The following is a 9,998-nucleotide window of genomic DNA, read 5'->3' as shown; positions in this document are numbered from 1 at the left end:
CCTCTTCTCCCACTGCTGCACAGGAAGGCCCGACCATGACCACCACGACCACCGCACCCCGCCCCGCCCACCGCTTCGACCCGTACCAGGACGACCCGACGCTGCGCGCCGCCGAGGTCGCCGTCGACGCCGCGGCCGCGTCCGGCGACGCCGACGCGACCGCCACCGCAGCGCGAGCGCTGATCGTCGCCGCGGCCGCCTACGGCTGGCCCACCGCGACCGCCCTCGTCTTCACATACGAAACGACCGGCCCCATCGCCCACGTCTGGGGACTGTGGAAAGTCCTCGACGCCGACCGGCAGGTCCTGCGCGAATGGGACGAAGAGCCCGGCGACATGACGGACGAGTCCGAGGAGGAGCTGATCGCTCTCGACCTCATCAGCAACCGCCGCGCCACCCTCGACTACACCGACTTCCCAAAGCCCATCGGCTCGACGACCCTGATCCTCCACACGCTCACGCTCTGAGCGCCTGCGCCTGCGCGGGCCGACCCGAAACGGCCCGGCCCGCACGAGGGGGAGAACCCCCCTCGACCCCCCCCGCCACGCACCCGCATCATGCCTGTGCTCTCACCGGTGGCTAGGCTACGGACGCGAAAACCGCAGTGATGGCAGAGGGGCACCCTTCGTGACGACCGGACCGAAAGTGTCGATCGGAGCCGGAGTCGCTGGGCTCCTGGTCTTGATCTTCGAGCTCTACGGCCAGGTCAGAAACGGCACCGAGACCTGTTACGCCTGGTACGGCGTTCTCTTTCCCGGCGTGGAAACGGAGACCCTGGCAGGCGCTTCACTGTGGCCGCTCGGCCTCAGGTGCACTTATGAGCAATTGGGCTCCGGTGACGTACTCGCCGTAATCAACCCGAGCTGGTTCCTTACAGCGCTGCTGATCGTGTCGTTGGGGCTGATCATCGGCGGCCTCGTCTATGCCATCCGCTCCCACACCGCTCCGGCCAGATCTGACGCGTAACGTCCCGACCCCGACCGGGCCGGCCCACAGGGGAGGGAGAATCCCCTCGACCCCAGGGCCTCGCACCACAGCAGCACAGCCAGTGTCATGGCCGGATGCGACGATGGACGCGCTCGCACCCGTCGCGACCGCCGGCCGTCGCGCCTCATCAGACAGGACACCCACGATGAAGCTCTACCCCGACGTGATCAGCACCCTCCGCGCCCAGGAAATCGACCCTGACGAATGGGCGCGCGAGCACGGCTCGCCCTCCATCGCGGAGTGGGCCGGCGACGAATGCGGCTGCGCCGACGACCGCTGTATCGGCCACCACCACGACGAGCACGAGGACTGCGGCTGCTTCCCCGCGATGCTCGAGCAGCACTTCGCCCAGGAAGACGCTCGCGGCCACCGGACCCTCAAATGGCGCACCACTCCCGTCAGCGTCGTCGTCTCAGCAGAATCCGACCTGGAGGACTTCGGGCTCCTCGCCCTCGCTGACCAAGACCAGATCGACCTCTTCGCCAGCACCGACGTCGACACGGCGGCGATGACGCAAGAACACACCACCGCCGAAGAGACAGCCCGGATCGCAGCGTTCGCCGCCGAAATGTCCACCGCCGGCTCCCTGAGCACCGAGCAGTACGAGCAGCTCGGAGAGATCCACCACGCGGTCCTCAACCGCGCCAAGGACGCAGGCGACCCCCGGTACGACCTGTACCGCGCGACGGAACGGCTCTCCCGCGCCATCACCGAGGTCTGGGACCGCGACGTCGCCGCGTACCAGGATGCCTACCTCACCGTCGTCCGCGACACCCTCACCAGCCGGGGTCTCACGACCGGCATCAAGGTCGTCGGCTTCGCTGACCGAGACACCGGGATCTACGACGAAGACCTCGCGCACGACCTGCGCGACGTCGCCCTGCTCACCACGCCCCTGCCCGTCATCGGAGCCCCCAGGGAGGAGCGCAAGATGACGGTCGACGCGCTGCGCGCCGCCGGCCTCAGCTACATCGAGCGCGCCCGCGCCGTCGTGTCCGCCGAGGCTGCAGCCGAGTAGCGATCAGCGGCGGGGCCGCGGCTTGTACTTCTTCCCCGCCCGGATGTTCCGGTTCTCGATCACCCCGACCACCGTCAGGCCGGCGGCCACGGCGACGATCAGCACCCACCCGAGCACGTTGAACCACTCACCGGTGAACGCCGCGTAGGTCTGCTCGCCGGCGATTGCGAAGAGCATGAACGATAGCCCGAACCAGACCATGCCGTTGCTGATCAGCGCAGCACGTGCGAGCTTGGTCCGAGGCTTCGACATGCGCCCACCCTCCCACCGGATTCTGGGCGTGTCCACGGAGCCGAGGCGGTTCTAGGGTGAGCGCATGAGCACCCCGACGCCCCGCGAGTTGCTGGCCGTTCACGTCGCCACCGACCCCTCCGGGATCACCGCGACCTTCACTCTGGGCGACCCGCTCGAACTGCCACAGTCGGTGGGATGGTTGACCTACGCCATCGAGCTCACCGGCGCTGATGGCGCCACGGCGAAGCACTTCGGCGTCCGCCTCTCAGAGCAGGAGACGAAGGCGTTCGTCTTCGAGTTCGAGAGCGCCACCCAAGCCAACTACGACGCCACGCACGTCACGGACCGTGGCGCCTCGCTCGTCGCCCGGGTCCCGGACTCCTCACTCGGCGTCGACGCGATCGGCACAGTCACCGGATTCGCCACCATCGAGGGCGAGGACGTCGCCGCCGGCGTCGCCGTCCAGTTGCTTAGGTAGTGCGTGATGCCAGCCATCCGGCCCAGTGGCCCTATCGACGTGTATTCAGCGACGCAGGTCGGTAGCGCCATCCTTGCGATGGCACGCAGCGCGGAGACGATCGCAATGAACGCCTGGCAGAACCCGCCAGCGTCGGGCTTCGGGGCCGGACTCTACATCGACCGCTCCTACACCGCGGCGGTGAGCCAGATGTCGATCTCTGTGGCCAGCGGCCTCGATCACCTCCGCGCGCTGGGATATGCGCTCCAACAGGATGATCCGTTGACCACCTCCCTCGGAACGATCGCTCGTGGAGCGGTCGAAGCGTTGGGGCGAGCCTGGTGGATGCTTTCGAGTGACACGTCGCTTCAGTGCCGGCATCGAGCTGCGCTCCTTCTGGCGAAAGAGGGACAGGGGCTCTACAGCCGAGGCATCATGTCTCCGAACAGCGCCGGTGAGGACGGTCGGGCGCTGTTCGATGCCACTCTCCACTCGCAACTCGCAGAGACCACTGAGGGAGTAGCTGCAACGGAGATGCCGACGTTGCGCCAGTTCCTCAGCAGGACTCCGAGCTTCACCACGCTCGCATCGGAAGTCTTGGATGCGACAGGAATCGACGGGGCCGTGGCTTACTCACGTCTCTCCGGCATTGCTCACGGCGAGTCGCTGCACTTGATGGCTCGAGGCGTGTCCACGACTCCGACGACCGCCGGACTTGCGCAGACCTACGAGTGGGTCGCACAGGTAACGCGCTACCCCCTCGATGCCCTCCACGTCACCATCGAACTGCTCGTTCGGAGGTGGGGAACCGCGAGTGAGGCGGAAGAGTGGCAACGTATCCGCGATATATCCTTCGATCAGATTGGAGCCGTCCTCGATGCACGTTGAGTCGCCTGGCGCGACACTCTCCGCCAGACCGGACGACGAGACTCGCTCGACCTAATCCGGCCGGACCGAGGGTGGGCAGATGAGTCGTCGTTCTGTTGCACTCACACTCCTGCTGGCTGTCGTGGGCACCATGACCGCGTGCGCGCCAGGGCCCGTTGATCGCGCGCAGCTCACCCAGTGGCGCTCGGATCGTCAGGCTGACATCGACGCGGGAGGTCCTTTCCTCGCTGTGCTGTCGTCCGATTCGAGCGCGGGGCAGGAAGGGGATCGGCTGGAATCTGCCTTCGACCAACCGGTACTGCCCGGCGCCATCACCTTCGAATGCTTCGGGGATGGCACGGTCGAACTGCATCTCGACTCCGACTCCAAGACCGGCACGGTCACGACAGGCAAGACCACTGTCCAAACCGTGGACTGCGGCGACGGTCCGCTCGACATCGACCCAGCCTCCCTCGGCACCGACCCAATCGACCTCGTCGGCGCGGCTACAACTGGCGCCGATCGCGACACGGCATGGTTCCTGACCGTGCGTGAGGCGTAGAGCACGCACTGACGGCCCGCCGCTCATGTCGGCTCCTGCGGGGCAAGCTAGTTCGTCCCGTAGGGGGATCGTTCACCGGTCGCGTATCCAGCTACGGGCAGCGGTAGGTCTTCGCGAAGTCGGTTGCCGTGAACTGCCTTCCCTCGGTCATAGAGGTCAGTGACGGGCAGATGTCGTTGTTGTGCGCCGCCGCTACGAAGGGGGTCGCTGCTTGTGGGACGCAGCCGTAGTCCTGGTCGGGCTGGTCGAGGATTCGCAGCTGACCTGTCTCCCCGGCGGCGAGGTGAAGATCGGACCAGGAGCAGGACCAGGTGAGTGAGGCTCCGGTGTCGTTGGTGATGCTGACGTAGTGGGAAGGGCCATGCACTCCGAACAGCAGATCACCCACCCACAGAACCGCGGCCGCCACGACGGCTAGAGCTCCCAGCGCGATCGACAGTCTCACCAACCGTCGTTGGCGGGGTGGTGTCTGCCGGTCCGGCGAGAGTCTGCTCGGGTCCCAGCTGTCCAGGCGTTCAACCACGGCGTATCCACCCCTCGGCGCGACGTGAAGCGGCCTCGATCGCCGCCGAGCTCGTTACCTTGAGTTCTCCCACGGGAGAACAGTAGGCGTGACGCGGCTCTCACCACGAGGAGCTACCGACTCGCGACCGAGAGTGTCCTGTAAGGGGATCGATCCGCGGGACGCTTTCAGCGGACTGCTCGGAGGGGCTACTGCTCGTCTTTCCGGGCTGCTCGGCCGACGAAGTGCACGGACCGTCGAGCGTCGACGAGTTCGCGCTTCTCGAAGTGGCGAACGACGAAGGCTCCTGCGACGAACGAGTAGCCGATGCCCTCCGCGATTCGTGTGAGGACCGGGATGGTGCTGATGATCTGTTCGACGGTGGGTGATCCGTTGGCTTGGTAGGGGGCGATCCAGAACGGCACGATCGTGCCGAAGACGATGCCCAGGAGAATCCCGGCGACACCGATCCAGAACATGGAAGTGGACGAAAGTGCTCTGAGCATGGGATCCCCGGAATGTTCGGTGGGCGAGTCGAGAGGCGCCGCTGTCGGACGCGCCGTCCTCGCTCACGGCTGATCGGTCTGGTTACAAGCGCAGGTTGAGCGCGGCGAGGACGGTGACGAGGCCGGCCGCGACGACGACGACCGTCAGTGCAACGCGCCCCGCCGTACGGCGGAGAAGGCCGGTCATCGTGGCGGCGTCCGCCACGCGAGTCGCGATCACGAGGTCAGGAACGCCGGCCGGCGGTTGCGGTGGCGTCGTGGAGTCGTCTTCGCTGGCCGGGACGCTCACGGTCTGCTGAGCCGGCTCGATCCGATCGGGCAGCTTCTTGAAGCGGCCATCATTCGATTCGCCCACAGCGACCTCCCCAGCGGTCGCCGCATCGCGACCCTCCTTCGTGACTGTAGCCGTGCAACTCCATTGCGTCAGCGTGAGCGCGTAGCGGCCTGGAGCTGGAGACTGCTGCGGCGCACGTCTCCTCTCCACTCCTCGAGCGTCCACCGATCGGGTCCCGTAGAGGAACCTGCTGCTTCCCGAGCGCGCTGCTCGCTGCCATAGATTCCAACGACGTCGGTGGCGTCTGCCCAGAGGGCTGTCCTGAGGAGGAGGTAGTGCTCACCGTCACTGCTGTTCTTCACGCCTCGGATCCTCGTCGGTTCCGACGTCGTTCGGTCACCGTGGCGCGAGGTATCACAGTGCTGGCGCGCGTCCCGTATCGGGATCCTAAACCGGTCACCTATAGCGGCGTTTCTCGCGGCGTCGTTGCGCTCCTCAGCGCGTGTGTTCTCGCGGCACTGTGCGACTGGGCTACTCCGCGTCGTCGCTAGCAGTGTCGCCCCGGCCGCTTGCAAGAGGTCTGTAGCTGGGCAGAGGGGTGGAGCTCGCATCGAACCCCTCAGGGCGATCGTCTCCGTGATCCGCGGTCTCGCGGTCGGCTTCCATGCGCTGCCGCCGTGCCTGCTCCTCGGCCACGGCAAAATCGATGAGCCTCTTCGATCCGTACATACGACCACCTCATTCCTCGGAGTGGCGAGCGTATCGACCTCGGCTGGGGAAGGCGTCATCCCGGTACACACGACCGCTGCCCGCGGTTCCCGCCGCAGCCGACGTCGCCCGTGCCCCAGGTCGCTTACCGGCATTCGCTGCAGCGTGTTCCGTATGGGGATCGATCTGCGGGACGCTTTCAGCGGACCGCTCGGAGGGGCTTGGCGTCGTCGTCGCTTGCTGGTGATGCCGCCAGGGCCGACCGCAGGTCTTCTCGTGCTCGTTGGTAGCGGGTGCGTGCCGTGGACGCGGGGACGCCGAGGAGTTGTCCTGCTTCGGTGATGGAGAAGCCGTCCCAGTGGATGAGGCGGACGAGCTCGGCCTGTTCTGGCGCGAGCCTGGCGATCGCATCGCGCACGTCGACTCCTTCGTCGGCGGGGCGTCCTTCGGTAGGAGCGGTCGCCAGAACGCCGCGGAGCCGGCCGGAGAGGTCGGCTCGCCTGTTCTCAGTGCGGGTGCTGTTCGAGAGGACGTTCCGGGCGATGCCGAAAAGCCACATCCGCGACTCCTCCGCGGTGCGGGGAAGGGCGCCTACGCGGCGCCATGCGGTGAGCATGACGTCCGCGAGTGCGTCGGCGGCGTCCTCGAGAGGGAGGCGGCGTTGCAGGTACTTGAGCAGGTCAGGCGAGGCGACGCGCAGCGCCTCGGTGAGTCGCTCCGCCTCGTCGGTCTTCCTGCGGGTCACCAGGTCGCTCCGGGGCAGTGGGCCTCGCCCGCGATGCTGAGGTTCGCGGCGTCGACGTCGACGTTCTGCGCAGTGAGCTCGGCGTCGAGAGCGTTGCTGATGATGCGCCCGACGGCGGTCGAGTACTCCCGGTCGGCGTTGTAGAACTCGGTGCCGTAGCCGGCCGGCGTGCGGGATCCGTCAGCGTTGATGAAGGATCGGTCCTCGGTACGCAGCTGCGCGATGGTCTCCTGGAGTGCCCCGTCGCTGAGGAGGGCGTCTATGTCGGTCGTCTGGTAGAAGTTATCGACCACGGCGACGGCCGCCGGATCGGTTCCTTGAACGTCTCCCATGCGCTCCTCACACTGAACACCGCTGGGCAGCGAATAGGTGATCGAGGCGTCCGGCGTCTCCGCCCACGGCGACCACGCGCCCGTCGCCGCGGCGGCCGCGGTCGCCATGCCACCGAGCAGTACCAGCGACGCCACTCCGGCGACCGCAGGACGCGCCCAGCGGTGACGGTTGACGCGGGCCTCTGCCGCCGCGAGCTGCTGAAGCTCGGCCAGCTCGACAGCGACGTCGTTCGTCACTGTCGATGTGCGGGGGCTGGACTCATCCAGCAGGACGTCCAGGGGGTCTCGGTCAGGGGCGGCAGTCATGACGGGCTCCTTCGAAAGCGGGTTCATCCTGTACATGTCCACCCGACCCGCAAACGTCTGCCGCAGCATGAAACCGGCTCGCCGCCCTCGTCGCGGTGCCAGCGCCGACGCCGGACGTCAGGTCGCGAGGGAAGAGGCGAGTTCGGCGGGCGCTCCTGCGGAGCGGGGCTGCCACGACTCGAAGACGCCGTAGGCGATGATCCGCTCCGCGGTCGACAGCAGCGGATTGCAGCTCGTCATCGTGATCAGACGATCCGTCGGAACGACGTCGCTCGTCCAGGGGACCGGATCGATGACCTGCACTTCGGAGGGCTGCACGTATTCGAGGTTCCGGAACCGATAGGTGTACCAGCCGTCGGCGGTCTCGATGTAGATCGCGTCACCTAGTTGCAGCTCATCGATGAGGTGCATTCCTCCGCCGGCGGCGGAGCGGTGCGCCGCGATCGCGAAGTTCCCCATTTCGCCGGGCATCTGCGTTCCCGGGTAGTGGCCGATGCTGCCCACGTCGAGCACGTTCTCCGCGTCGACGCCCTCAGCGATCGTGCGCACCCACCCCTCGCCGTACCGGGGGATGTAGAGGTTGCCGAACGTGGTGTCCAGAGCTGCGACCGGCGCGATCACCGGGTCACCGGGGACGGCCGGCTCAGCGGTCGGCTCGGACGGCGCCTCCGCGGACGGCGCGTCATCGCCCCAGCTCTGGCGCAGCTCGGCCGCTTGATCTTCCTGCCGCCCTGCGATCACCGCATCGTTCCACCACAGCTGCCAGGCGAGGAACAGCAGAACGAGCACCCCTACGGTCATCAGCAGCTCACCCAAGACGCCGAAGAAGGACAGGCGGCGACGAGCCGGACGACGTCGGCGCCGCGACACGTCCACGGATGACGAAGCAGTCATGCGCAGGAGTCTAGGTGTGCCGCTCTCACCCGCATCGCTGCTGGAGATCGTTCACCGAACGAGCGATCGCCCTGGTGAAGCTAGCTGCGCGGAGAGGCGTCGTTGTGCCAGTACGCGGCAATTGCCGAGGTTCGCCGCACTACCGCGTCCGCCGAGGCAGGCGCCGGCCACAGATACAGCGCGTACCGGTCAGGCGCCGGATGCGCTTCGTCGGCGACATCTTGTCGCCGGCCCTCTTCCATGCCGGAAGCGCACCACCGGGCCCGATAGGCGGACGCCGTGAGCTGGAACGACGCGGCGGAGTCCCCAGACCATCCGCTAAGCACCGCATCCGGTCCTTCGGGCTGGAAGCTCGCCTCGACGATCTCCTCCCACAAGCCGAGCTCAGGCGCTGTGTCCAACGTGCTGACTCGAACCTGTACGTACCCGGTGTGGATACCTGTCCGCATGAAGAGGGCGCCGGGCAAGCTCGCTCCGCACAGCCCATTCTCTTGTCCGTCGAACGCATCACGAGGATCCTCAACCGACGCAGCGCCGGTTGTGAGTTGCAGCTGGGAGTAGTGCGTCCACACGGTTCCATCGAAGACGACTGGCATAACAGCCATCCTCCTCGACGTTCCCAGCGTCGCGTCCCATATGGGGATCGCTGGCCGGGCGTCCGGGAGGATCAGCGCATGTTGCCGGATGTCGAGCTTGCCGCAGCGCTCGAGGCTGTCGGGGTGCGGCGGCGGTGCTCGACGTCGACGTTGGGTAGCTTCGGGACATGGATGAAGCCACTGAGCCGTCCGCGCGTGGGTAGCGTATCGATCTCAACGAGCCGCCGAGGCTTCTGTGCAGTGAAGCGGAGGCAGCGCTCGTGCGCGCGTCGGAGGAGAGTGCACTTCTTCGCAGCCAGCCCTCGGGATCCAGTGGGAGGGAGAGGGTCGTTTCTGCTGCGCGCTCCGCTGTTCTTCTCGGTGCCAACGAGGACGAGCTCGCCGTGGCGATGGGGTTCACGCTCGAGGCTGTTCGGTCGATGCTCCGCGACGCTTGAACTAGGCCCGGGCCGTCCCGTATGGGATCCGCTCGCGCTTGCGCCACGCCTCGAGGAACGTCAACGACACCACGTCCTCCGCCTCCCCAGGAGTCGGAGCGAGCCCGAGCGCGTGCCGGCGGACGCGGTCGCGGTGCCGGTCGAAGATGCGACCGAACGCCTCACCCTCACCCGCTACGACGCGAGCCCAGTCCTGCTCATCAGTGACGCTCATACCAAGAAGTGTCCGCAGCGCTGCAAATCGCTGCACCCTTGGCCAAGTCCCCTCGAGTGCGAAGACTTGTGCCGTCCCGTAGGGGGATCGTTCAGCGGTTCACGCGATTCGCCGCCGTCGGAACGATCGGCAGCTTCTTCGCGCGAAGGGTGGTGGCGAGGAGCCGGCCGAGGAGGGAGGCGATGCCTGCCGTGACTGCGTATTCCGTGATGAGGCCCGCGGAGGAGGGCCAGGTCGCGTTTCCCGACGCGAGTACCAGTGCGGTGGAGGCGGCGGCGCCGATCACGAGTCCCAGACCCAGGAACGCGGCCGCCTGCCCGACACGCGGGAAGCGGCGTGTCCGCCGGTCGAGCCAGAGA

General features: G+C 67.1%; 16 protein-coding genes. 6 read left to right on the top strand and 10 right to left on the bottom strand.

Annotation, left to right across the window (positions count from 1 at the left end; all coding sequences use genetic code 11):
• Positions 1–35: 35 nt before the first annotated feature.
• From C5C69_RS16325 to C5C69_RS17070, 3 genes are all read left to right on the top strand, one after another.
• Entirely contained in the window at positions 36–467 is a 432-nt protein-coding gene (locus tag C5C69_RS16325) for a hypothetical protein (RefSeq protein WP_104258302.1), read from the top strand.
• A gap of 160 nt (positions 468–627) precedes the next feature.
• Positions 628–966 (top strand): hypothetical protein, encoded by a 339-nt coding sequence (locus tag C5C69_RS16320; protein WP_146079381.1) that lies wholly within the window; start codon positions 628–630, stop codon positions 964–966.
• A gap of 166 nt (positions 967–1,132) precedes the next feature.
• On the top strand, positions 1,133–2,005 hold the full coding sequence (locus C5C69_RS17070; protein WP_181027282.1) for a hypothetical protein: 873 nt from the start codon (positions 1,133–1,135) through the stop codon (positions 2,003–2,005).
• Positions 2,006–2,008: 3 nt separating this feature from the next.
• Here C5C69_RS17070 and C5C69_RS16305 read toward each other — a convergent pair whose 3' ends face one another.
• A complete protein-coding gene (locus C5C69_RS16305) occupies positions 2,009–2,257 on the bottom strand; it encodes a hypothetical protein (protein WP_104248327.1) in 249 nt (82 codons plus the stop codon).
• 64 nt (positions 2,258–2,321) lie between these two features.
• On the opposite strand from C5C69_RS16305, the gene C5C69_RS16300 reads away from it, so the two are divergent.
• The 3 genes from C5C69_RS16300 to C5C69_RS16290 all read left to right on the top strand — a co-directional run bounded on the left by C5C69_RS16300 (position 2,322) and on the right by C5C69_RS16290 (position 4,125).
• On the top strand, positions 2,322–2,717 hold the full coding sequence (locus C5C69_RS16300; RefSeq protein ID WP_104248326.1) for a hypothetical protein: 396 nt from the start codon (positions 2,322–2,324) through the stop codon (positions 2,715–2,717).
• A gap of 105 nt (positions 2,718–2,822) precedes the next feature.
• A complete protein-coding gene (locus C5C69_RS16295; protein WP_104248325.1) occupies positions 2,823–3,584 on the top strand; it encodes a hypothetical protein in 762 nt (253 codons plus the stop codon).
• A gap of 121 nt (positions 3,585–3,705) precedes the next feature.
• Positions 3,706–4,125 (top strand): hypothetical protein, encoded by a 420-nt coding sequence (locus C5C69_RS16290; RefSeq protein ID WP_146079379.1) that lies wholly within the window; start codon positions 3,706–3,708, stop codon positions 4,123–4,125.
• Between the two features lie 91 nt (positions 4,126–4,216).
• Here the strand turns inward: C5C69_RS16290 and C5C69_RS16285 are convergent, their stop codons facing one another.
• The 9 genes from C5C69_RS16285 to C5C69_RS16240 form a co-directional block, all read right to left on the bottom strand.
• Positions 4,217–4,492 carry a hypothetical protein gene (locus C5C69_RS16285; protein ID WP_146078503.1) on the bottom strand — a complete coding sequence of 92 codons (276 nt, stop codon included), beginning with the start codon at positions 4,490–4,492 and terminating at the stop codon, positions 4,217–4,219.
• A gap of 344 nt (positions 4,493–4,836) precedes the next feature.
• Positions 4,837–5,106: a hypothetical protein gene (locus C5C69_RS16280; protein ID WP_104224259.1), complete on the bottom strand. Its 270-nt coding sequence runs from the start codon at positions 5,104–5,106 to the stop codon at positions 4,837–4,839.
• Between the two features lie 109 nt (positions 5,107–5,215).
• Positions 5,216–5,488, bottom strand: a complete 273-nt coding sequence (locus C5C69_RS16275) for a hypothetical protein (RefSeq protein ID WP_104227086.1) — start codon at positions 5,486–5,488, stop codon at positions 5,216–5,218.
• An 826-nt stretch (positions 5,489–6,314) separates the two neighbouring features.
• The gene (locus tag C5C69_RS16265) at positions 6,315–6,860 is read right to left on the bottom strand and encodes an RNA polymerase sigma factor (protein WP_104248323.1); all 546 of its coding nucleotides are present in this window, start codon (positions 6,858–6,860) and stop codon (positions 6,315–6,317) included.
• The gene (locus C5C69_RS16260; RefSeq protein ID WP_104234403.1) at positions 6,857–7,567 is read right to left on the bottom strand and encodes a hypothetical protein; all 711 of its coding nucleotides are present in this window, start codon (positions 7,565–7,567) and stop codon (positions 6,857–6,859) included. Before C5C69_RS16260 ends, C5C69_RS16265 begins: the two co-directional genes overlap by 4 nt.
• A gap of 48 nt (positions 7,568–7,615) precedes the next feature.
• Positions 7,616–8,392 carry a class E sortase gene (locus tag C5C69_RS16255; protein WP_104234404.1) on the bottom strand — a complete coding sequence of 259 codons (777 nt, stop codon included), beginning with the start codon at positions 8,390–8,392 and terminating at the stop codon, positions 7,616–7,618.
• 80 nt (positions 8,393–8,472) lie between these two features.
• Positions 8,473–8,988, bottom strand: coding sequence for a hypothetical protein (locus C5C69_RS16250; RefSeq protein WP_104234405.1), 516 nt, complete (start codon positions 8,986–8,988; stop codon positions 8,473–8,475).
• A gap of 438 nt (positions 8,989–9,426) precedes the next feature.
• Positions 9,427–9,639: a sigma factor gene (locus tag C5C69_RS16245; protein WP_104234406.1), complete on the bottom strand. Its 213-nt coding sequence runs from the start codon at positions 9,637–9,639 to the stop codon at positions 9,427–9,429.
• Positions 9,640–9,730: 91 nt separating this feature from the next.
• A partial coding sequence (locus tag C5C69_RS16240; RefSeq protein WP_219812393.1) for a hypothetical protein occupies positions 9,731–9,998 on the bottom strand: 268 nt, incomplete at its 5' end.

Source organism: Rathayibacter sp. AY1C7 (genome assembly GCF_002931865.1).
GTDB lineage: Bacteria > Actinomycetota > Actinomycetes > Actinomycetales > Microbacteriaceae > Rathayibacter.
Note: the sequence above shows the minus strand (reverse complement) of the source record. Positions and strands in the feature narration are given on the sequence as shown.

Bases quoted from the DNA above. Each gene is read 5' to 3' on its own strand.
- C5C69_RS16250 (WP_104234405.1), bottom strand. From the start codon at position 8,988: ATGCCAGTCGTCTTCGATGGAACCGTGTGGACGCACTACTCCCAGCTG.
- C5C69_RS16300 (WP_104248326.1), top strand. From the start codon at position 2,322: ATGAGCACCCCGACGCCCCGCGAGTTGCTGGCCGTTCACGTCGCCACC.
- C5C69_RS16255 (WP_104234404.1), bottom strand. From the start codon at position 8,392: ATGACTGCTTCGTCATCCGTGGACGTGTCGCGGCGCCGACGTCGTCCG.
- C5C69_RS16295 (WP_104248325.1), top strand. From the start codon at position 2,823: ATGAACGCCTGGCAGAACCCGCCAGCGTCGGGCTTCGGGGCCGGACTC.
- C5C69_RS16325 (WP_104258302.1), top strand. From the start codon at position 36: ATGACCACCACGACCACCGCACCCCGCCCCGCCCACCGCTTCGACCCG.
- C5C69_RS16280 (WP_104224259.1), bottom strand. From the start codon at position 5,106: ATGTTCTGGATCGGTGTCGCCGGGATTCTCCTGGGCATCGTCTTCGGC.
- C5C69_RS16260 (WP_104234403.1), bottom strand. From the start codon at position 7,567: ATGCTGCGGCAGACGTTTGCGGGTCGGGTGGACATGTACAGGATGAAC.
- C5C69_RS17070 (WP_181027282.1), top strand. From the start codon at position 1,133: ATGAAGCTCTACCCCGACGTGATCAGCACCCTCCGCGCCCAGGAAATC.
- C5C69_RS16305 (WP_104248327.1), bottom strand. From the start codon at position 2,257: ATGTCGAAGCCTCGGACCAAGCTCGCACGTGCTGCGCTGATCAGCAAC.
- C5C69_RS16245 (WP_104234406.1), bottom strand. From the start codon at position 9,639: ATGAGCGTCACTGATGAGCAGGACTGGGCTCGCGTCGTAGCGGGTGAG.